Here is a 20822-nt window from a genome sequence, read left to right as displayed (position 1 = left end):
TAGGTCGGAGAGGATGTCAAGGCGTATTCAGTGTCGATGAAGAACATCTGGATCATTATTTCAAACACTTTTACGAAGTCACGATTGGACCATATTGGCCGCCTGAACGTCATCATGTGGATGAAGGTTATAAAAACTTACCATTTCCATTTCAGGAAATTCCTATTCAGCCGCCTGTATTGCAAGTCGAGTGGAACTTTTACCAGCTGATTGGTTATATGAGTACCTGGTCAGCGGTGAAGATGGCAACTAAGGCTTTGGGCCATAATCCACTGAATGTACTGGCAGATGCTTTATTACCGGAATGGGAAGATCCAGAATTACCGAGAATCATTAGTTGGCCGCTAACGGTACGGGTAGGGAGGGTGAATGTGCAGTAATAGTAGGAAAAATAAAAAAGCCCAGAGAAATCTGAGCTTTTAAAAAATTATTTTGGAAGAGCACTTATTTATTAATCAGCATTTCCAGTACAAATTTGGAACCTATAAAACCAAGTGCCAACAGGCCAAAACCGATTAAGGTAAAACGTACCGCTTTCTGTCCACGCCAGCCAAATTTCCAGTGACCTATGAGCAGCGCGCCATACACCAACCAGGAAATAATACTAAATGCGGTTTTATGCGCGAGATGCTGACCAAAGAAATCATCAATGGTAAAGAAACCGAAACCGAGTGCGATTGTCAGTAAGACGAAGCCGGTCACCAGCATATCGAACAGCAGCGATTCCATATCCTGGTAGGAAGGCAGCAGATTCACCCACAGGCGTTTCTGCTTCTTTTTGAGTTCACGGTCCTGGAAGCGAAGAATTACCGCCTGAATGGTCGCCATTAGCAATACTGCATAAGCCGAAAGTGACAGAATGATATGAATATCTAGACCTAAAGAGTTCTGGACAATAATTTTGGCTTGCGGGGTAAAGGCAAAACCGAGAATCAGGCCCGTCGCGGCAACCGGAATACCAATCAGGTTTAAGGGCAAAATGGGGCGGTAGGTACTATAGGCCAGGCTCAGTAGCAGCATCAGTCCTGAAGTAAAAGAAACCAATACAAAGACATCGTAATTCATCCCCATCGGGGTACGCATATCGCCGTACAGCACGATAGCGTGTAACAGCAAACCTAAGGATGCGGTAATCCCCACGAACCACTGATTTGGTGTACGCTTGGACATTAAATGGATAAACAAATACCAAAATGAGGCGGTATAAGCGATTAATGCCAGGATTGTATAAACCAGAGGTAGGCTAAGCATGTTAAACCTTTTTAAGGGTGTTATATAAATTCGATGCGAACTACAGTATCCTATAGCATTCTATGCATAAATTTTCTATTTTAAGAAACAATTTTTTGCTACTGGCTATTTTAAGCGGATTTTGCAATGTTTGATACCTTAACAGAACGACTCACGCAGAGTTTAAGAAATGTTACTGGCTCAGGGCAGCTAACCGAAGACAATATTAAAGATACGTTACGTGAAGTACGTATGGCACTTCTTGAAGCCGATGTTGCGTTACCTGTAACTCGTGAATTTATCGCGAAAGTTAAGGAAGAAGCATTAGGCCAGGAAGTGATGTCTCAGCTGTCACCAGGACAGGCCTTCGTCAAGATCGTTTACGACGAACTGACCAAGATGATGGGGGCGGCGAATGAAAGCCTAGATCTTCAGGCCAAGCCACCTGTAGTCGTTTTACTGGCAGGTTTGCAGGGTGCGGGTAAAACCACCACTGCGGCAAAACTTGCACGTTTCCTGCAAGAACGCCAAAAGAAAAAAGTGGCGATGGTGTCTGCCGACGTTTACCGTCCAGCAGCGATCAAGCAGCTGCAAACCGTTGCTGGCGAAGTGGGTGCGATTTTCTTTGAATCGAATGCCAATGAACGTCCAATTGACATTGCTAATCGCGCGATTGAACAGGCCAAAATCCAGTTCGCTGATGTGCTGATTGTCGATACCGCAGGTCGTCTGCATGTCGATGACGAGATGATGGACGAGATTAAAGAGCTGCATGCAGCGATTAATCCGACCGAAACCCTGTTCGTGGTTGATGCCATGACCGGTCAGGATGCTGCGAATACTGCGAAAGCTTTCAACGATGCCCTGCCATTGACTGGTGTGATCCTGACCAAGACCGATGGTGATGCACGTGGTGGTGCGGCGCTGTCTGTACGTGCCATTACCGGCAAGCCGATCAAGTTCCTGGGTATGGGTGAAAAGCTGGATGCGCTGGAACCCTTCCATCCGGAACGTGTGGCTCAACGTATTCTCGGCATGGGTGACGTGCTTTCTCTGGTCGAAGAAGTTGAACGCAAGATCGACAAAGAAAAAGCCGAAAAAATGGCGAAAAAACTGCAGAAAGGCGGCAGCTTCAACTTTGAAGATATGCTGATGCAGTTTGAGCAGATGAACAAGATGGGCGGCATGATGGGCTTCTTGGACAAGCTGCCAGGCATGAGCAACTCGGGTATTCAGGATGCCATTGCGCAGGCGAATCCTGAAAAACAGATCAAGAAAATGGAAGCGATCATCCAGTCCATGACGGTGAAAGAGCGTCGTAATCCTGATTTGATGAACCCAAGCCGTAAGAAACGTATTGCTGCCGGTTGTGGTATGGATGTTGCTGAAGTGAACAAGCTGATCAAGCAGCATGCACAGATGGCGAAAATGATGAAGAAATTTGCCAATCCATCCGGTATGGCAAAAATGATGCGATCATTGGGCAATCTGCAGAAACAATTTGGCGGTGGTGGCATGGGCCCATTATTCGGCAATAAAGATCCAAAATAATTTTTGGATCTTAAAAAAAGGCGCATCAAGCGCCTTTTTTTATTTGTCCAAAATTTAGTTTAAGCAAAACCTACATTTACTTACGCAATCGCTTTCCTGACTCAGGCAGACTCTTAACACAATAAAAAAGACAGGAGTATAAGATGACACAGGTGATTGTGGTACATGGTTATACCGCGAGTCCGGAAGAGAACTGGTATCCGTGGATTCAGCAAAAAGCCAAAGAGGAAGGTGTAAGTCTTAAAGTATTAAGACTAGATCCATCTACCAAGCCTCGACTTGAAACCTGGCAACAGCAGATGCAGCAACAGATTGAGGGTTTGGATGAAAACAGTATTGTGATCGCACATAGTTTGGGAACAGTTGCTGCCTTACATTACCTGTCAGAAAAATTGCAGCAGCAAAAAATCAAACAGTTGGTACTGGTTGCCGGTTTCAATGGGCGACTAGGACGATTAGAAGAGGTTTATCCTTTTATTGATGCGGCACGGATTGATTTTGATTTGCTCAAACAGCAGATCGAAGAACGGGTGGTGATCTATTCGGAAGGGGACGACAGGGTCGCACCGAAATTCAGTCTGGAACAAGCCAAAAGTTTAGATGCCAAAGTGATTCAGGCAGAACATTTTGGTCATTTTATCGATTCACAGGGCTGTACCGAATTGCCTGAAGTCTGGCAGGTGATTGAACCCTATCTGATCCGAGAGTCCTAAGTTCATTTGTCAAAATCAGCCCATAACCATTGATAAAATGACCTGTATTTTGGAACAAATTGACTTGAATGATTTTAGAAAAATGGTTAAAAATCAGTTAAACGAAATTTTAACGACAAGTATAAAAAGTAGAGCAAGATGACCACGCAAGCAGGGAATGTTTTTATTGTTCACGACTACCAGTCGACTTCCAATGATCATTGGTATCCTTGGTTGAGCCGGCAGGTCAAGCAACTGGGGATTCAGGCCAAACGCATTATGCTGGCTAATCCTTTAGAACCGAAAATGCAGGATTGGCAGCAAAGCCTGGAAGTGCAGATTCCGAAATTGGATGCAGAAACCATTCTGGTAGCGCATGGCCTGAGCTGTCTTAGCGTTTTAAAATTCGTAGAACAGTATTATCAGAACCATCATCGGGCTATTCGTGGGGTGATTCTAGTCGCTGGTTTTGATCAACCCTTGGTGGGCTGGTCAGAATTGAATGATCTGGTGCGTAGCGTCAAACTGGACTTTAATACCTTAACCCGAAGCTTTAAGCACAGTGTGATGTTTATTTCCAGCAATGATCCAGATGTACCTGCCGTGATGTCACTTCAGTTGGCGCATCATCTCAAAGCACAGATTTTTGAAATCCGTGAAGCCGGGCATTTTGAAAAAACCGATGGCTATGCCGACTTCCCGCAGCTACTGGAGGTTATCCAGCGGCTGTATGGTCTAAATGGGCTACAAAGTGCTGCAAACCTTTAAGTAACAGATCCGATTCAATAACCGGCTGGTAGGTTTGCAGGTGCTGGGCAAACAGCGGCGCATCGCCACCAGTGAGGATCAGTTGTGCTGGGAATTCACCCAGTACTTTTTCAATGGTGCTGAGCAGACCGAGTAGAATACCGTGATGTACCGCATCAATGGTATTACGCCCTGGGCTCAGTTCTTCAAAAGCAGCATCAGGAATTTTAATCCCTTTTGTGTTCTGGATCAGGGAATCACGTTGCAGGTATAGGTTCGGCAAAATAAAACCGCCAAGATGCTTTTTACCTTGTGATAGGTCAATCGTTAGAGCTGTACCACAACTAATGACGCAATAATTTTGTTCATTGGACTGTGCGACCGCGAGAACTTGCAGCCAGCGGTCAATCCCGAGCTGGGAGGGATCATCATAACCGCAGAGCAGTCCAGCATATTCGGCCTGTACTTTGGCAAAAATCACTGGAACATTCAGTCGTTTTAGAATTTTCTGGATACGTTCGTTGCTCTTTTTATCCTGCACCGAAGATACGCCAATCTGCTGTATTCCCATGCCTTGAAAATGCTGAATCAGACCGAGCAGCAAATCAGCCGGGGATTGTAGATGCAGTTCTGCAGCATGTTCAATGATCTGGTCATTTTCAGTAATCCAGTATTTTAGCCGCGTGTTGCCAATGTCCAGCCATAATTTTTTCATTGAGATTTACCTGATCAACTGCCTGTCTTTAAACGTAACTGTCCCTGATAGAAGCTTTGTACGCCAGCATCGGTCTGGATCAGCACGGCGCCGTCTTCCTGAATGCCAGCAAAAGTGCCTGTATATTGACCCTCAAGATCCGTAAATTCAACTAATTGCTGTAAAAAAGCCGCATGATGGTTAAAGCGTGCTGCCAGATTATGCGAGCCATGACTGAACCATCGTCCAGCTTGCTGGATCGCCAGATACAGTTCGGCAATCAGCTGATTACGGGTGACAGCGGTTAGTCCCAGTTCAGACAGGGAAGTGGTGGCATGTTCTAATTGTTCGGCTTCAATTGGTGCCAAATTAATCCCTACACCCACCACTGCCTGATAGGCTGAAATCGGCTCGACCAGAATGCCACCCCATTTGGCGTTATGGCTATATAAATCATTTGGCCATTTTATTTGCAGATCAAGACCTTGTAGACTTGGCATTTGCAAAATATTGAGTGCGACCTCTAAAGCCAGGCGGCCATCAATCGGTATCTCTGTATTCAGCAATGTGCTTAAATAGATGTTGCCTTCCGGTGAAATCCATTGGCGTTGGCGCTGGCCACGACCCTGGGTTTGCGCGCGGCTACTGACCAAAACCTGCTGTACACCTTTTTGTGCCAAGTCGCGTACATCGTCATTGGTCGAGGTGGTGACCGGTTTGAGTAACAAGACTTCGGGGAGTTGTCCTGCCTGTTCCAGCAGTTGTTGCAGTTCGCGAGTTTCTACATCCATCTGAATTTAAACGTGGTAAATATCGTTATGGAGTTAATCATATATTTATTGATTGGTGCAATTGCTGGTTTTGCTGCCGGACTGTTTGGTGTCGGTGGTGGCCTGATTATTGTGCCGATTCTCTTTATTGTATTTACCCAGCTGAATTATGACCCGAGTGTGATTATGCATATGGCGGTCGGTACGTCGCTAGCCACCATTATCGTGACTTCAATCAGTTCGGTGATGGCACATCACCTGAAAGGGGCTGTACTCTGGTCGGTGGTGCGGAATCTGGCACCGGGACTGGTACTCGGTTCTTTCCTCGGTGCTGGAATTGCGGATCTGTTGCCGGGGCAAGGCTTACAGCTATTGATTGGTTTCTTTGCAGTATGGGTGGCAGCACGCATGTTTAGCCGTGCCAATGTCAAACTGGACCCAGTCAGTACTTTGCCATCCACCCCGGTGCAGATGGCTGCCGGTGCCGGTATTGGTGTAGCCTCAGCGATCTTTGGCATTGGTGGCGGTAGTCTGACCGTGCCATTCTTAAACCGTTGTGGCGTGGTGATGCAAAAAGCCGTGGCGACGTCCTCTGCTTGTGGTCTACCAATTGCGATTGCAGGGGCACTGGGTTTTATCTGGTTTGGTGAAAAATCCGATGTACCGGTAGCAAATACCATTGGGTATATCCATATTTATGCCTTTATTGGCATCAGTGTGATGAGCTTCTTTACCGCAAAACTCGGAGCCAAAGTCGCACATAAGCTCTCCCCAGTGATGCTGAAAAAATGTTTTGCAGCTTTGTTGCTGACAGTGGGCACTTATTTTATATACCGTGGTGTCAGTGCATTTTTCTAAGTAACTTATCAACTAAAAAAAAGAGAGCAAATAGGCTCTCTTTTTTATGATTCCGATCAAGTGATTATTTAATCAGAATAATAAAAGATACAGGCTCTTAGCGATTTTTGCTTCAGCTATTGCTGGACTTAATTGGTTGAAGTTGACTCTATCGACGGAAAATTGTCTGACAATGTCAAAGCAATTCGGTAAAAAATGGGTTAAATAAATGAAAAGTCATCTAGCATGACAACAACCGCATTAATAAAAATAAAGACAGGATGGCCATGCAACAAGAACAAGTGCAAAGCTTGTCTGAACAGATTGCCAAGCATATCGGTGAACAGATCATTCGCGGTGAACTGGTAGAAGGCGAGCGGATTCAGGAACTCAGGATTGCATCAGAACTGGATGTCAGTCGTGGTTCGGTGCGTGAGGCCTTATTGTTGCTGGAACGAACCCAACTCATCGAAATCTACCCGCGTCGTGGCGCGATTGTCTCGGAAATGTCTGCCATGCAGGTGCGTGCCCTGTTTGATATGTGCTGTCTGCTGCTGGGTCAGATCGTGCATCGCATGGCAGAAACCTGGCGTCCGCATGAAGCCGAGCGCGTTCAGCTATTATTAGAACAACTGGAAGCAGAAACCCGCCAAGGCAATACCGAAAAGTTTTATGATCTGATCTTTCAGGGCCTGTCACAGCAGCAGGACATGGTCGGCAATCCTTATCTGATGCGTTATTACCATGAACTGTTGCCTTCACTGCGACGCAGCTATTTTTTGACCCTGAATATATCCCGGCGTGAGCTGCAGGACTCTTTCGACCTGTTCAAGCTGGTGACTGATGCGATTCTGAGCCGAAAATCACATCAGGCCACTTTATTTATGGAAGATTTTTGTCGACACTTACGCAACCTTGTGTTGGAATCACTGACACGGATGAAACAAATTGAACTTGCGTGGGCGAGACGCTCGCGACGTTAACTCAGGACATTATGCGTTTAAGCAGTTTAAAACTTTCAGGCTTCAAATCTTTTGCCGATAGCACGACTTTACATTTTAAAGATAACCGTACCGCCGTTGTAGGACCGAATGGATGTGGGAAATCCAACGTCATCGATGCGATCCGTTGGGTGATGGGGGAATCCAGTGCACGCCAGTTGCGTGGTGGTAGCATGCAGGACGTGATTTTTACCGGTACTGCAAAACGTAAACCGGTCGGGGTGGCCAGTGTCGAGCTGCGCTTTGAAAATACCTACGGCAAACTCGGCGGTGCTTATAATGCTTATAACGAGCTGGCAGTCCGCCGTCAGGTCAATCGCGATGGCAAGTCTGAATATTTCCTGAATGGCACCAAATGCCGCCGTCGTGACATCACCGATATTTTCCTGGGTACCGGTCTGGGGCCACGTTCTTATGCCATTATCGAACAGGGCATGATTAACCGTCTGGTCGATGCCAAGCCAGAAGAAATGCGGGTTTATATTGAAGAAGCTGCTGGCGTATCACGTTATCAGGCACGCCGTCGCGAAACTATGCAGCATCTGGAACACACTACCCAGAATCTGTCGCGTCTGGAAGATATTGCCTCTGAATTAAAATCCCAGCTCAAAACCTTAAAACGCCAGTCCGAAACTGCGATTCAATATAAAGAACTCGAAGGACAGATCCGTACCCTGAAAATTGAAATCCTGTCATTCCAGTGCGAGCAAAGCCAGCGACTACAGGAAGAATATACGGTCGAGATGAACACCCTTGGTGAAAGCTTTAAGCTGGTGCGTTCTGAGTTGACCACAGTTGAGCATGATCTGGGCGCGACCAGTGAACTGTTCCAGCGTCTGATCCAGCAGTCTACGCCATTACAGAATGAATGGCAGCAGGCTGAGAAAAAGCTGGCTGAACTGGAAATGAACCTGAAGCAAAAACAGTCTTTGCTGGAACAAAACTCAACCAGTCTGGTGCAACTCGAACAACAAAAAGTACAAACCAAAGAACGCCTACAACTGATTGAACTGCAGCTGGATACGCTGCAGGAACAGTTAGAAAACCAAACTTCCCAATTACAACAACAGGAAGGCCTCAGTCAGAACCAGCAGCAAGGTCTGCAGGAACTAAAAAACCAACAGGCAGCTGTGGCAGCGCAGTTTGCCCAGGTCAAAACTCAGGTTGAACAGCAACAGCAGCGCAAGATGCAGATGCTGGCGCAAAGCGAACAACTGGCAAAAAATATTGCCCGCATCGAGCAGCAAAAAGAAACTTTGCAACAACAGGCGGCACAGATCCAGAATCAGGCGCAGCAGGATGAGCTGGAACAGTACCAGCAGGAAAAAGTAGAAGCTGAACAGCAGCTTACTTCATTAGAAGGCCAACGAGCTGAATTGAGCCAGCAGCTGGAACAGGTCAAACAGACGCATGATGAACAGCAGCAACAGCAGATGCAGCTGAAATCTGAGCTGCAGGTGCTGAATGCGGAAAAGAAAAATCTGTCCCAGCTGTTAGCCAAAGCGAATCCGGCTGCCAAAGCCGATGCTATGCAACTGATGCATGTACTGAAACTGAATGATCAGGGCAAAGCGCATGCCAGCCTGATCGAAAAATTCCTGGCGAAATGGCTGTCCGCTCAGGTGCTCTCAGATTCAGAGAATTTCCTGGAAAATACGGCCCGTCAGCTCAAAGCACAGCAAAGCACAGTAAAAATCCAGCTGGACAAGGCACAGTGCTTGGCGGACTGGATTGAAGAGCCGCAATATTCACTCTGGCAGCAAGTAGCGGTAGTCGAGACCTTGCAACAGGCACTACAACTACAAAGCCAATTACAGCCGGGTCAATCAACCCTGAGTTTAGACGCTTACCATGTCGGTCCAGACTGGGTGATTGGGCTGGAATTTGATGAAGCAAGCCAAGCTGGACAGGGTGCATTGAGTCACCGGATCCGCTTGGATGAAATCGAGCAGCAAATGATTCAATTGGAAGAACAATTCCAGCTCGTTGAACAGCAAGTTACTGAATCAAAAGAACAGCTCACAGCGCTACAAACTCAGCTACAGCAGATCACCAGCCAGCAGCAACAGGCACAAAAACAGCTGCAACAGCTGGATCTGAATATTGCCAAAGTTCAAAGTGCAGCACAGGCTTTTGCTGTACAAAAGCAGCAATTACAAAATCAGCTTCAGCAACTGGATGAACAGCTAGAAGAAGATGCGATGCAGAAAGATGATCTGGAAATTGATCTGCATGCACTGAATCTTAAACTGGAACAGGCTCTACCAAACTATAAAACCTTGCAATTCCAGTTAGATGAGCTGACTGCACAATTGGAAGATAGCCAGCAGCAAACTCAGCATGCCCAGCAGGAACTGGAAATTACCCGTCGCCAGTCAGTGCAATCCAAACAACAGGTCGAATTGCTGGAAAAAGACCGGGTATTCTTAAAAGAGCAATATCAACAGATTATTAGCCAAATCGATCAGGCCAAGAAATTTATTGATCCGGTACAGCTGGAATTGCCGTATCTAGAAAGTCAGTACCAGCAGCAGGCTGAATTGACCGCGAAGCTGCAGAAAACCTGGTCAGAATGGCAGGTGGAGCTGAATCAGGTACAAAGCAAACAGCAGCAACTGACTGAACAGCGCCACCAGTTCCAGCAGCAGGATGAAAAACTGCGTAATGAGCTGGAATTGAAACGACTGGCCTGGCAGGCAGCTAAATCTGACCTGCAACATTATTCTGAGCAACTTAAAGAATTGAATAGTGAAGTGATTACTGGCCTGAACATTGAGGTGAAATCGCATCAATCCAAGCTGGAGAAAGCCCAATCACAGTTCGACAAGCTCGGAGCGGTGAATCTTGCAGCATCTGAAGAATATGAAGAGGTTTCAGCACGCTATAATGAGCTGAGCCATCAGATTCAGGACTTGGAAAAAACCGTTGAACAGTTGCAGGCGGCGATGAAGAGCATCGACCAGGAAACCCGCAAACTGTTCATGACCACCTTCGATCAGGTCAATGCAGAACTGCAGAACCTGTTCCCGAAAATATTTAATGGTGGTGAAGCGAGTTTAAGTCTTGAAGATGGATGGCAATCAGGTGTAAAACTGATGGCACGACCACCGGGTAAACGTAACAGTTCATTGGCTTTATTGTCCGGTGGTGAAAAAGCATTAACCGCACTGGCTCTGGTGTTTGCGATTTTCCGTCTTAACCCTGCGCCTTTCTGTGTGCTCGATGAAGTCGATGCGCCGTTGGATGATGCGAACGTGGGACGTTTTTGTAATTTAGTCAAAGAGCTTTCAGAACAAGTGCAATTTATTTACATCACACATAATAAGCTTGCAATGATGATGGCAACAGATCTCTTGGGTGTGACCATGCCTGAACCGGGCACCTCTAAACTGGTTACAGTGAATTTGGAACAGGCAGAAGAATACGGCTTAGCGGCGGAGGCATAAAAAATGGAAATCACTACTATTATCGGGATTGTTGTCGCAGTCGTGATCATGCTCCTGGGCATTCGAATGATCATGAAAAAACCTGCTGATGCAGTACCCTCACTGGATTCAGAGCTACATATTGATCCAGACAGCCAGATACCAGTGATTCCGCGTCATGTACGTGCACAACTGGCCAAGCAGGAAGCAGAGGCTGCACGTGTTGAGCCAAGCTTAAATACTGAAATTGTGGAAAATGCGACTGAACAGCAAGAGGCGGTCAAAGCTGAACCTGCCAAAGAAGCGCCTAAGGCTGTAAGCCCACTGGATACGCCAGTCATTGATGAAGCTGAACCAGAAGTAGCTAAAGCTGAAGAAACCGCACCAGTAGCTGAAGCGAAAAAAGAAGAAGCATCTGTTACAGAACCTGAAGCCACAGCTGCTGAATTCAGCCTGAACAGCAATATTGAAAAAGCTGAAATTTCTGAATTTGATGATGAAAGCAGTATTCTGGATGCGCATCTGCATGAACAGAAAGTGGTCGATGATGAATGTGCACTGGCGAATGCTGAAAGCATTATTTCCCTGAGCGTATTCCCGCAAGGTCGTGCACTGTCTGGGGAGAAAACGCTGAAAGTGTTGCTGAAATACGGTCTGCGTTATGGCGAGCTAGCATGTTTCCACCGTTATAGTGAAGACGGTTCTAAGCTGCTGTTCTCGGTTCTGCAAATTACCGATACCGGCATGGAAGGTTTTGATCTGGAAACACTTTCGACTGAAGAAGTTAAAGGTCTGGCATTCTTCCTGGCATTGCCACATAGCGATGTACAAAATGCTTTTGACACCATGGACAGCATTTCACGTTTAATTGCCCGTGAAATTGATGGTATTGTCTATGACCAGAACCAGCAGGAATTCACCCCACAACTGCGTGAATTCTGGCGCCATCAGGCGATTGATTACCGTGCAGGACAACCTGCTGAAGTCTAAGTTTCTGTATTGAAACTGGACATTTCGATTTTTATAATAGCCAAAACTGAAGAATATACAGGGCGGGTTTTCCGCCCTTTTTTATGGTGAAACTATGACACAGGAAGCCACTGTCGTTGCGCAAATGCGCCAGCTGATTCAACTGATTGCCCAGCATAACCATGCCTATTATGTGATGGATCAGCCTACGATTGAGGACAGTGAATACGATCAGCTCTTTCATCAGCTCAAAGCTTTAGAACAACAATATCCAGCACTGGTTCAACCAGATACGCCAACCAATCGTGTCGGTGGTCAGCCGCTTTCGAAATTTGTTACCGTAACCCATGCCGTGCCGATGCTGTCTTTGGGCAACGTATTTAACAAAGAAGAACTGTTTGCCTTTGCCCGCCGTATTGAAGAGCGTCTGCCAAACCAGAAAATTGAATATGATGTCGAGCTGAAATTTGACGGTCTGGCGATTTCCCTGTGGTATGAAAATGGTGTGCTAGTCCGTGGCGTAACCCGTGGTGATGGAGAAACTGGTGAAGATATTACTCAGAATGTCAAAACTATTCGTAACCTGCCAAAAGTATTATGTGATGGAAAGTGCAAAGTCCCAGATCTGCTGGAAGTCCGTGGTGAAGTACTGATCCCAAAGTCTGGTTTTGAAAAGCTGAACGCCGAGAATCTGGCTAAAGGTGAAAAGACCTTTGCTAATCCTCGTAATGCAGCTGCAGGCAGTTTGCGTCAGCTCGATCCAAATATTGCTGCATCACGCCCGTTGGCTTTCTATGCCTATGGCATTGCCCAATGTGTGCCGCATCATGGTCTGAGTACCATGTCTGAGAGTCTGGAATGGTTGGAACACTTTGGTTTTGCAGTAGGTGAACGTCATTTTGTCTGTGACAATATTGAAGATGTACAGCAGTTCTATAAGCAGATCATTGAAGAACGTCCAAACCTGAGCGTAGAAATCGACGGGATGGTGATCAAGGTTAATGACCTGAAACAGCAGAAACAGCTGGGCTTCCTGAGCCGTGAACCTCGTTGGGCGACTGCCTATAAATTCCCGGCAGTGGCTGCCTTAACTACAGTAGAAAATATTGACTGGCAGGTCGGCCGTACCGGAACCTTAACTCCAGTAGCGCGTCTCAATCCGGTCGCAGTCGGTGGGGTAACGGTTTCCAATGTGACCTTACACAATATTGGTGAAATTCACCGTCTGGATGTACGCATTGGTGATACCGTCAGCGTATACCGTAGTGGTGACGTAATTCCGAAAGTAGAAAAGGTCTGGCCGGAATTTCGCCCTGTTGATGCAGTAGAAGTACAGTTGCCAGCTACCTGTCCAGTCTGTGGTTCTCCGGTGGTAATGCCCGAAGGTGAAGCACTGGCTCGTTGTTCTGGTGAGCTATATTGTGCCGCGCAGCGCATCGAGACCATTCGCCACTTTGTATCGCGCAAAGCCATGGATATTGAAGGTTTGGGCGATCGCTGGGTGGAATCGCTGTTGCACCTGAATCTGTTGAGAGATGTCGCGGATATTTATCATCTGCATGAGCATCGTGAACAGTTGCTACAGATTGAAAAAATGGGTGAAAAATCGGTTCAGAACCTGCTGGATGCGATTGAGAACAGTAAGAAAACCACACTGGCAGCGTTCATCTATGCACTGGGTATTCGTGGTGTTGGGGAAACTACAGCCCGTATGCTGGCAAATACTTTCCAGACTCTGGAGACTTTACGCAATGCTGATGTGGAAGCACTCAAGAAAACCCCAGATGTGGGTGACATCACTGCAGAATGGATTGTCGATTTCTTCCAGGCACCACATAACCTGGAAGTACTGGATCGCTTATTGGCTGCCGGCATTCATTGGGATGCGCCAATTGCACCAACGCGCCAACCACTGAATGGCGAAAGCTGGGTGGTGACAGGCACTTTAAGTTCTATGGGGCGTGATGACGCGACGCAATTACTGCAAGCCTTGGGTGCACGTGTCAGTGGCAGTGTCTCTAGCAAGACCAAATGTGTCGTTGCAGGTGAAAAAGCTGGCTCTAAGCTCGATAAAGCAGAAAAACTCGGTGTACCTGTGATCAATGAAGAACAGTTTATTGCGCTCATGAAAGAACATGGTCAAATCGAAGGCTGATCTTTCTAAAAATGACTGAAAAAGACACCGAGGATGAGGAATCTTAGGTGTCTTTTTTATTTCCAATTCAAAACTATAGGTGAATAAGAGAGGTGTAGGATAGACAGATACAAGGACAGGGTCGGCAATGTGAGTTGGATTCACGTACAATATCGATTCATTTGCAGGTATAGATCCTGCCTTATCGATTCTGTTCTCCCTTTGATTTATTGGCATACACATGGCGCAAGCAAAGAAATCTTTTCCGCAACAAAAATCGCAATTACATGCACGAAATCTGCATCGCAGTCGTTATAATTTTCCTCAGTTAATCAAGAGTTGTCCGGAACTTGCACCTTTTATCAGCCTAAATCAATACAACGATCTTTCAGTCAATTTTTCTGATCCATTGGCTGTGAAAATGCTCAATAAAGCATTGCTGAAGCATTTTTATGGCATTCAATATTGGGATATTCCTCAAGATTATCTTTGTCCACCTATTCCGGGTAGAGCCGACTATATTCACTATTTGGCTGACCTGTTAAGTGACGATAATAACGGCCAGATTCCAACAGGGCGTGCAGTTCAGGTGTTAGATATTGGGGTGGGCGCAAACTGTATTTATCCGATCATTGGGCATCGTAGTTATGGTTGGAAATTTGTCGGCTCAGACATTCATTCGGCATCGGTTAAAAGTGCTCAATTTATTGTGGAGGCAAATCCAAATCTCAGGAAGGGGGTTCAGATTCGATTGCAAAAGACACCAAGCAATATCTTCAAAGGTGTGATTAAACCTTCAGATCGTTTTGATTTAACGCTGTGTAACCCACCATTTCATGCTTCGCAAGATGAAGCAAATGCCACAGCAACGCAAAAATTACGCAAACTTGGCAAACTGGTTGATCAGTCTAAAGGGGTGTTAAACTTTGGCGGACAAAAGAACGAGCTGTGGTGTGAGGGTGGAGAAGAACGCTTTGTTTGCCAGATGGTACAAGAGAGCACACAGTTTGCTGAGCAATGTCTTTGGTTTAGTACACTGGTTTCTAAGAAAACCACATTGCCTATGCTGTTAAATACCTTGCGTAAGTGCGGTGCAGTGGATGTAAAAACCATTAAAATGACGCAGGGGCAAAAAGAGAGTCGTTTTGTGGCTTGGACTTTTCTAGATGCAAAGCAACAGCAAGCGTGGAAAAATGCGCGTTGGACTTCTGCTTAGCTTGTTTTTAGGCAGGGATAGTGAGCCTGTGGGCGCATAAGTCGGTGTAGTAGCTCAAATTTAATCTGACAGACACAATAAAAAATCGGTAACTGCCAGATCAGGTTTGAGCTAGTACAATTAAGGAATATATTTTTTCACTACACCATCATCCAGTAGTTGCTGGAAGTGCTCAACTAGGCTTTCCTTCACTGGGCGATACTCCATCCCTAGTTCATCTTTACTTTTCTGGGCATTAAAATAGATTGGAATCCCCATATTCTTTTCCACAAACTCGCGGCTAAATCCGGCAAATGGGCCAAAAAGTTTAAAGGCTGCTTTGGGTAACTGGTTGCGAGGAAATGGGAATTTTGAACCAAAGGCTTCACGCAGGATTTTGCCCATTTCCAGTAAACTCATGGTTTCAGCACAGATGATATAACGGCCATGGGCATCCGGATTAAAGGCGGCACGAATATGGGCTTCTGCTACATCCTGCACATCTACCACCCCGTTCCACATTGGAGGAACGCCGAGTAAGGTCATGCCATTAGCAAATTGTTGTAATACTTCAACGCTGCCAGATTGAGTATTGGGTGTTAAGGATTTACCAAACACCAGAGCAGGATTAATACAGACCAGCTCCCATCGATTTTGTGCTTCCGCCATTTGCCAGGCTTTACGTTCCGCAGCGACTTTGGAATAGGGGTAGGATTGATGCGATTCAGAGCTGGTGGTGTTCCAATGGGATTCATCAAAACAGTTGTTTTCTGTTTGTTTGATATCGATCGCATCGCCATAGGTCGCGGCAATACTCGAAGTCAGAACCACACGTTTCACGGATTCAGTTTTATTGGCACTGGCCAAGACATTTTCAGTGCCAAATACGGCTGGCTCAATGATGTCTTTGACGGCATCCTTGTAATTGGTTACTACAAAAGGCGAGGCCATATGGAACACGATTTCGCAGCCCTGCATGGCTTCATCAAAGGAAGATGCTTCTAGCAGATTGGCCTGGAACAGTTTCAGTTCGCCGGGACTGGCCGCGGCAATTTTTTGTAAATGCTGATAACTACTGGTTTTATTCAAATTACGGACGGTGGCATGTACGGTATGACCCAGTTTAAGCAATTTTTCAATTACCCAGCTAGCAATATAGCCGGATGCGCCTGTGACCAGTACAGGTGACTGTGATTCTGAAGTCGTCATAATTACCCGATTGTTATAGTGTTTTCTATGCTAAGTGTAAGAAACAATAGCATTTAAAGGACTAAGACGTCGGAATTTTTAGAAATATTCAGCAATGAAAAGTCGAATCGGTCACAGATCTTACAAAATTTAACATTCGGAAATTTTGCTGCAGATTGGCCAGCTGCTTCCGAATGAAATTTGCAACGCCTTGTTTTATAAATAGGATTTAAAGTCATGCAAACTGTAAATGAAAGTACTTCTCATTTTAATTATTTAAAAATCATATATTTACGAAAATTTTATTTTGCAAATCTGGATGCTTTTCTCCATAATAAGTCCATAAAGGTATGGAGTTATAAAAATGCGTGGTAATCCAGAAGTCGTAGATTATTTAAATATGTTGATCGGTGGCGAACTGGCTGCTCGCGACCAGTACCTGATCCACTCACGTATGTATGAAGATTGGGGCTTGACCAAAATCTTTGAACGTATTGATCACGAAATGCAGGAAGAAGCCCAGCATGCAGATGCGATCATTCGCCGTGTGCTGTTCTTGGAAGGTACCCCAAACATGCAGCGTGACGATATCGAAATCGGTGAAGATGTGGTGAGCTGTCTGAAAGCTGACCTGAAACTGGAATATGAAGTTCGTCAGAAACTTGCTGCAGGCGTAAAACTGTGTGAAGAGAAGGGTGACTACGTAACCCGTGACATGCTGCGTCAACAAATGTCAGATACGGAAGAAGACCATACTTACTGGTTAGAAAAACAGTTACGCTTGATTGAGCTGATCGGTTTGCAAAACTATATTCAATCGCAGATGTAAGATTGAAACTTAGCTTCTCATCCCGCCTTGTGCGGGATTTTTTTATATCATCTAGGATTTTGACATGCGATTGCCAAATAAGTTTGGTTCGTATTTGGATAATTGTTCTAGGATTGATTGTTTAGTGGTCTCATCAAATAAACTTAGTTTGAGGTCGTATTCATTATCGGGAGTTTTAAAGCGTAATAACACGGTTTGATTTTTATCTTTAGGTGGGATTTCAATATATTGAATTTTCTGAATATACTGGCATCGTACAACAGTTTTATAGCGATAACCAAAAATCATCCATGAAATGTGTTCATCAGAAATATATAGCATGCGTTTGGATTCAATAATGTTCGAACACAGAACCCAGAAAGCTAGCAATAGAATCACGCTGGTGATGAATGGATCGAGATAATATAAAGTTTGGGTAAAGAAATCCTGAAAAAATTGTATCTCGGAGAAGGGAAGTGAACTACGGTTTGGATCCTCTCTTTGCCAAACTGAATAATGGAATAGAAAGAACAGAAACAGGGTATGCGCCATAAAAAATAAAGGATAAGGATGGTTCATAGCCTGTGTGTAATAATGTTTTGTCATTTTTGTCGTCATTTTTATTTTTAAAATAAATGGTAAAAAAAGAGCCACCGAAGTGACTCTATTTTAATCTGTCTTTAAAGGCTATTAAAATTTGTTAAAGCCCTTGTTAAAACCATACGGACGACGTGGTGCATTTTCATCACGTTCTTCACGACGGCCAAAACCTTGATCCTGACGGTTGTCACGACGGGCAAACTGGGTGCCATTCTGGTTTTCTCGACGGCCAAATTGTGGACCTTGATCACGACGACCAAAACCGCCTTCACGACGTTGATCACGACTAGAATTATTTGGCTCGTCATTGTCACGGCGCTGCTGACGGAGGAAACCACCACGACGTGCTGCCATTGGTTTTTCCTGCATACGTTCAGAGCGGCGTTTCGCCATACCGTACAGACCAGTACCTTGGCGTGGTTTCAGCTCAACTGATTTTGCCAGGTTATCGATGTCTTGTTTATCCAGTTCCATCCAGCGACCAGTACGCAGTTCACGTGGCAGGATCACGGTGCCGTAACGGGTACGCAGCAGACGGCTTACTTTCAGACCTTGAGATTCAAAGATACGACGAACCTCACGGTTACGACCTTCTTTCACGACAACTTGATACCAACGGTTGATCCCGTCACCACCGAGTTCAGAGAATGATTCGAATTTTGCTGGGCCGTCATCTAACACCACGCCATTGAGCATGTTATTTTTTAGCTCAGGTGTCACTTCACCCATGACACGAACTGCATATTCACGTTCGATTTCATTAGAAGGGTGCATTAAGCGGTTGGCCAGTTCACCGTCATTTGTGAAAAGCAGAAGACCAGTGGAGTTGATATCCAGACGACCCACCATTACCCAGCGGTCATTTGCCAGCACAGGCAGGTTGTCGAATACAGTTGGACGTTGTTCAGGGTCGTTACGTGAACAGATTTCGCCTTCCGGTTTGTAGTAAATCAGTACGCGACGACGGATTTCATCCTCAATCTGGAATTGTACCTTACGACCATCGATGCGAAGCTCATCACCTGGTTCGATACGCTCACCCACTTGGGCAATTTGCCCATTCACACTTACACGACCAGCGGCAATGACTTCTTCCATATAACGGCGAGAACCCAAACCAACACGTGCAAGCACCTTTTGCAATTTTTCACTCATGACAGCATAACCTTAGAATTAATTATCAACAGTTCACCTATTTATGACTTCGGTGCATGTGCATCGAGGGCCATAAAAGCTTCCTTGGCATCCTGCAGGGGAGGCAATTGGCCTAAACTGGTTAAGCCAAACGCATTTAAAAATTGTGGCGTTGTCACTAACAACGCAGGTCGTCCCGGGAGTTCACGAAAACCGGATTCCTTGATCCAGTTCCAGTCAAATAGCGTACGCAAAATCTGACTATTATTTGTAACACCACGAATTTGTTCTATATCTGCCCGGGTCACCGGTTGGTGATAGGCAATCACAGCCAGGGTTTCAAGCAATGAAGGCGATAAGCGCGCTGGTCGCTCGGGCCATGTCTGAGCAATAATATTACGATACTTTGCACGGACTTGAAAACGGAAACCTTGAGCAGTTTCAATTAGTTCAATCGATCTGCCATGCATCAGCATGGACAGTTGCTGCAGATATTGTTTCAGTTCCTGCTTTGTATAGCGATCCTGAAAGGCTTCTTTCAGTCGCGCCAGTGAAACCGGGGAATCACTCGCAAAAATGATGGCTTCCAACTGCATTAAAATTTCATGCAAATTGTCTTCCGCGGTGAAGACTGAACTCTGGTCAATCGTCATGCATGTGCTCCTTGAATTGCGAGCGGGGCTTCAATACCTGTAGCAATAATCTGAATTTTCTGCTGGCGGGTCAGCTCCAGAACCGCCATAAAGGTGACTACCATGCCCATACGGCCTTGGCTAGGTTTTAATAATTCGGCAAATGACAGCACTTCACCACTGTCCAGACGGCTTTCAATATAGGCGATCCGTTCTTCGAGCAATACCGGTTCCTGCTGAACCTGGTGAATGACTGGTTCAGGACGGTTAAAGATACACAGCAGGGCATCGCGCAGCAGATCGGCACTGTGACCTTCATTTGGCTGGATAAAATCGCCTAGGTGAACATTGGTCTCAAAAGTATCCCGTTCCAGAACGTCCATTTTGCCAAGACGTTCTGCGGCCTGTTTAATGCGTAAATAATTTTCCAGACGGTCGATCAGTTCTTTTTTCGGGTCTTGTTCTGTTGGAGAAGTTGATTTTGGTTTTGGTAATAATAAACGGGATTTTAGATCCGCGAGTAACGCCGCCATCACCATATAGTCGGCTGTCAGTTCGATATTCAGCGATTTCATGGCATCCATATAAGAGAGATACTGGGCTGCAATCGGGGCAATATCGACCTGCAACAGGTCAAAACCGTTTTTCTGGATCAGGTAAATTAAAAAGTCGAGCGGGCCTTCGAAATGCTCTAGCAGGATTTCAAATGCTGAGGGTGGAATATAAAGATCCTCAGGAATCGTCTCCTGCCATTCATCCAGAACACGGATGTGCGGAGTAGTTTCCATCGTATTGTGGATGCTTTGATTCATATACAGTTGTTAGCCACGCGAATTTTCAAAGGCATGAAAGGGCTGATTCTTCGATCTCGCATCGAAAGAAAAAGCATGTAAAAAGTTAAGCCTAGTGTACTTGAATTTTGTCGCTAAATAAATTATTGCCGCCCGCAAATACAAAAAAAGTGCTGATTTGATCGGGTCTTTCTATTTTTTGATCACGAGAAATAAAAATGGTCTTTTATTTAGGATGGTTCATTTTGAATGTAAGTATGAGTTGGTAAGTATTTAAACGACTTAATCAATATTTTGAGTCGATAATCTTCACCCAAAGAATAAAATTATTTTTTAAAAGGCTCTAGACTAGCAAAATGATTATGTTAGTCTAGAATCATGATAGAAAACAGTAAATTAAGTCACTACAAGATTAAAAAAATTA

At 45.3% G+C, this 20822-nt stretch carries 17 protein-coding genes and 2 pseudogenes; 11 read left to right on the top strand and 8 right to left on the bottom strand.

Annotation, left to right across the window (positions count from 1 at the left end; translation table 11 throughout):
* Positions 1 to 380, top strand: a pseudogene (locus GW12_RS02035) (class I SAM-dependent methyltransferase); the annotation flags it as partial.
* A 64-nt stretch (positions 381 to 444) separates the two neighbouring features.
* On the opposite strand, the gene GW12_RS02030 reads toward GW12_RS02035, so the two are convergent.
* Complete coding sequence (locus GW12_RS02030; protein ID WP_034582759.1) at positions 445 to 1251, bottom strand: inner membrane protein YpjD; 807 nt, start codon at positions 1249 to 1251, stop codon at positions 445 to 447.
* A 126-nt stretch (positions 1252 to 1377) separates the two neighbouring features.
* On the opposite strand from GW12_RS02030, the gene ffh reads away from it, so the two are divergent.
* From ffh to GW12_RS02015, 3 genes are all read left to right on the top strand, one after another.
* Complete coding sequence (gene ffh / locus GW12_RS02025) at positions 1378 to 2781, top strand: signal recognition particle protein (protein ID WP_034582758.1); 1404 nt, start codon at positions 1378 to 1380, stop codon at positions 2779 to 2781.
* Positions 2782 to 2924: 143 nt separating this feature from the next.
* Positions 2925 to 3494: an alpha/beta hydrolase gene (locus tag GW12_RS02020; RefSeq protein ID WP_034582756.1), complete on the top strand. Its 570-nt coding sequence runs from the start codon at positions 2925 to 2927 to the stop codon at positions 3492 to 3494.
* A gap of 138 nt (positions 3495 to 3632) precedes the next feature.
* Positions 3633 to 4241 (top strand): alpha/beta hydrolase, encoded by a 609-nt coding sequence (locus GW12_RS02015; RefSeq protein ID WP_034582754.1) that lies wholly within the window; start codon positions 3633 to 3635, stop codon positions 4239 to 4241.
* Here the strand turns inward: GW12_RS02015 and GW12_RS02010 are convergent.
* Positions 4189 to 4935: a type III pantothenate kinase gene (locus GW12_RS02010; protein WP_034582751.1), complete on the bottom strand. Its 747-nt coding sequence runs from the start codon at positions 4933 to 4935 to the stop codon at positions 4189 to 4191. The genes GW12_RS02015 and GW12_RS02010 overlap by 53 nt on opposite strands.
* A 14-nt stretch (positions 4936 to 4949) precedes the next feature.
* Positions 4950 to 5705: a biotin--[acetyl-CoA-carboxylase] ligase gene (locus tag GW12_RS02005; RefSeq protein ID WP_034582749.1), complete on the bottom strand. Its 756-nt coding sequence runs from the start codon at positions 5703 to 5705 to the stop codon at positions 4950 to 4952.
* Positions 5706 to 5732: 27 nt separating this feature from the next.
* Between GW12_RS02005 and GW12_RS02000 the strand changes: the two genes are divergently transcribed.
* The 6 genes from GW12_RS02000 to rlmF all read left to right on the top strand — a co-directional run bounded on the left by GW12_RS02000 (position 5733) and on the right by rlmF (position 15266).
* Entirely contained in the window at positions 5733 to 6542 is an 810-nt protein-coding gene (locus GW12_RS02000) for a sulfite exporter TauE/SafE family protein (RefSeq protein ID WP_034582746.1), read from the top strand.
* Positions 6543 to 6808: 266 nt separating this feature from the next.
* Entirely contained in the window at positions 6809 to 7504 is a 696-nt protein-coding gene (locus GW12_RS01995) for a GntR family transcriptional regulator (protein WP_034582744.1), read from the top strand.
* An 11-nt stretch (positions 7505 to 7515) separates the two neighbouring features.
* Positions 7516 to 10968: a chromosome segregation protein SMC gene (gene smc / locus GW12_RS01990; protein ID WP_034582743.1), complete on the top strand. Its 3453-nt coding sequence runs from the start codon at positions 7516 to 7518 to the stop codon at positions 10966 to 10968.
* 3 nt (positions 10969 to 10971) lie between these two features.
* Positions 10972 to 11937 (top strand): cell division protein ZipA C-terminal FtsZ-binding domain-containing protein, encoded by a 966-nt coding sequence (locus GW12_RS01985; RefSeq protein WP_034582741.1) that lies wholly within the window; start codon positions 10972 to 10974, stop codon positions 11935 to 11937.
* Between the two features lie 94 nt (positions 11938 to 12031).
* Complete coding sequence (gene ligA / locus GW12_RS01980) at positions 12032 to 14071, top strand: NAD-dependent DNA ligase LigA (protein ID WP_034582738.1); 2040 nt, start codon at positions 12032 to 12034, stop codon at positions 14069 to 14071.
* A gap of 220 nt (positions 14072 to 14291) precedes the next feature.
* Positions 14292 to 15266: a 23S rRNA (adenine(1618)-N(6))-methyltransferase RlmF gene (rlmF, locus tag GW12_RS01975; RefSeq protein ID WP_034582736.1), complete on the top strand. Its 975-nt coding sequence runs from the start codon at positions 14292 to 14294 to the stop codon at positions 15264 to 15266.
* Positions 15267 to 15386: 120 nt separating this feature from the next.
* Here rlmF and GW12_RS01970 read toward each other — a convergent pair whose 3' ends face one another.
* Positions 15387 to 16454 (bottom strand): aldehyde reductase, encoded by a 1068-nt coding sequence (locus GW12_RS01970; protein WP_034582733.1) that lies wholly within the window; start codon positions 16452 to 16454, stop codon positions 15387 to 15389.
* Positions 16455 to 16797: 343 nt separating this feature from the next.
* Here GW12_RS01970 and bfr point away from each other — a divergent pair, with 343 nt between their 5' ends.
* Positions 16798 to 17262, top strand: coding sequence for a bacterioferritin (gene bfr / locus GW12_RS01965; RefSeq protein WP_034582731.1), 465 nt, complete (start codon positions 16798 to 16800; stop codon positions 17260 to 17262).
* 51 nt (positions 17263 to 17313) lie between these two features.
* Here bfr and GW12_RS01960 read toward each other — a convergent pair whose 3' ends face one another.
* The 4 genes and pseudogenes from GW12_RS01960 to GW12_RS01945 form a co-directional block, all read right to left on the bottom strand.
* Positions 17314 to 17847, bottom strand: coding sequence for a hypothetical protein (locus GW12_RS01960; RefSeq protein ID WP_034582728.1), 534 nt, complete (start codon positions 17845 to 17847; stop codon positions 17314 to 17316).
* A 246-nt stretch (positions 17848 to 18093) separates the two neighbouring features.
* Positions 18094 to 18996, bottom strand: a pseudogene (gene rluB, locus GW12_RS01955) (23S rRNA pseudouridine(2605) synthase RluB); the annotation flags it as partial.
* Between the two features lie 41 nt (positions 18997 to 19037).
* Positions 19038 to 19628: an SMC-Scp complex subunit ScpB gene (scpB, locus tag GW12_RS01950; protein ID WP_034582725.1), complete on the bottom strand. Its 591-nt coding sequence runs from the start codon at positions 19626 to 19628 to the stop codon at positions 19038 to 19040.
* A complete protein-coding gene (locus GW12_RS01945) occupies positions 19625 to 20419 on the bottom strand; it encodes a ScpA family protein (RefSeq protein WP_034582723.1) in 795 nt (264 codons plus the stop codon). Before GW12_RS01945 ends, scpB begins: the two co-directional genes overlap by 4 nt.
* Positions 20420 to 20822: the final 403 nt, after the last annotated feature.

Source organism: Acinetobacter sp. HR7 (assembly GCF_000773685.1).
In the GTDB taxonomy this organism is placed as follows: Bacteria; Pseudomonadota; Gammaproteobacteria; order Pseudomonadales; family Moraxellaceae; genus Acinetobacter; species Acinetobacter thermotolerans.
This window is presented reverse-complemented; position numbering and strand designations above follow the sequence as displayed.

Bases quoted from the DNA above. Each gene is read 5' to 3' on its own strand.
- GW12_RS02015 (WP_034582754.1), top strand. From the start codon at position 3,633: ATGACCACGCAAGCAGGGAATGTTTTTATTGTTCACGACTACCAGTCG.
- GW12_RS02020 (WP_034582756.1), top strand. From the start codon at position 2,925: ATGACACAGGTGATTGTGGTACATGGTTATACCGCGAGTCCGGAAGAG.
- GW12_RS01995 (WP_034582744.1), top strand. From the start codon at position 6,809: ATGCAACAAGAACAAGTGCAAAGCTTGTCTGAACAGATTGCCAAGCAT.
- bfr (WP_034582731.1), top strand. From the start codon at position 16,798: ATGCGTGGTAATCCAGAAGTCGTAGATTATTTAAATATGTTGATCGGT.
- GW12_RS02030 (WP_034582759.1), bottom strand. From the start codon at position 1,251: ATGCTTAGCCTACCTCTGGTTTATACAATCCTGGCATTAATCGCTTAT.
- GW12_RS02005 (WP_034582749.1), bottom strand. From the start codon at position 5,705: ATGGATGTAGAAACTCGCGAACTGCAACAACTGCTGGAACAGGCAGGA.
- GW12_RS02010 (WP_034582751.1), bottom strand. From the start codon at position 4,935: ATGAAAAAATTATGGCTGGACATTGGCAACACGCGGCTAAAATACTGG.
- GW12_RS01970 (WP_034582733.1), bottom strand. From the start codon at position 16,454: ATGACGACTTCAGAATCACAGTCACCTGTACTGGTCACAGGCGCATCC.
- smc (WP_034582743.1), top strand. From the start codon at position 7,516: ATGCGTTTAAGCAGTTTAAAACTTTCAGGCTTCAAATCTTTTGCCGAT.
- GW12_RS01945 (WP_034582723.1), bottom strand. From the start codon at position 20,419: ATGAATCAAAGCATCCACAATACGATGGAAACTACTCCGCACATCCGT.
- scpB (WP_034582725.1), bottom strand. From the start codon at position 19,628: ATGACGATTGACCAGAGTTCAGTCTTCACCGCGGAAGACAATTTGCAT.
- GW12_RS01960 (WP_034582728.1), bottom strand. From the start codon at position 17,847: ATGACAAAACATTATTACACACAGGCTATGAACCATCCTTATCCTTTA.
- ligA (WP_034582738.1), top strand. From the start codon at position 12,032: ATGACACAGGAAGCCACTGTCGTTGCGCAAATGCGCCAGCTGATTCAA.
- rlmF (WP_034582736.1), top strand. From the start codon at position 14,292: ATGGCGCAAGCAAAGAAATCTTTTCCGCAACAAAAATCGCAATTACAT.
- GW12_RS01985 (WP_034582741.1), top strand. From the start codon at position 10,972: ATGGAAATCACTACTATTATCGGGATTGTTGTCGCAGTCGTGATCATG.
- ffh (WP_034582758.1), top strand. From the start codon at position 1,378: ATGTTTGATACCTTAACAGAACGACTCACGCAGAGTTTAAGAAATGTT.
- GW12_RS02000 (WP_034582746.1), top strand. From the start codon at position 5,733: ATGGAGTTAATCATATATTTATTGATTGGTGCAATTGCTGGTTTTGCT.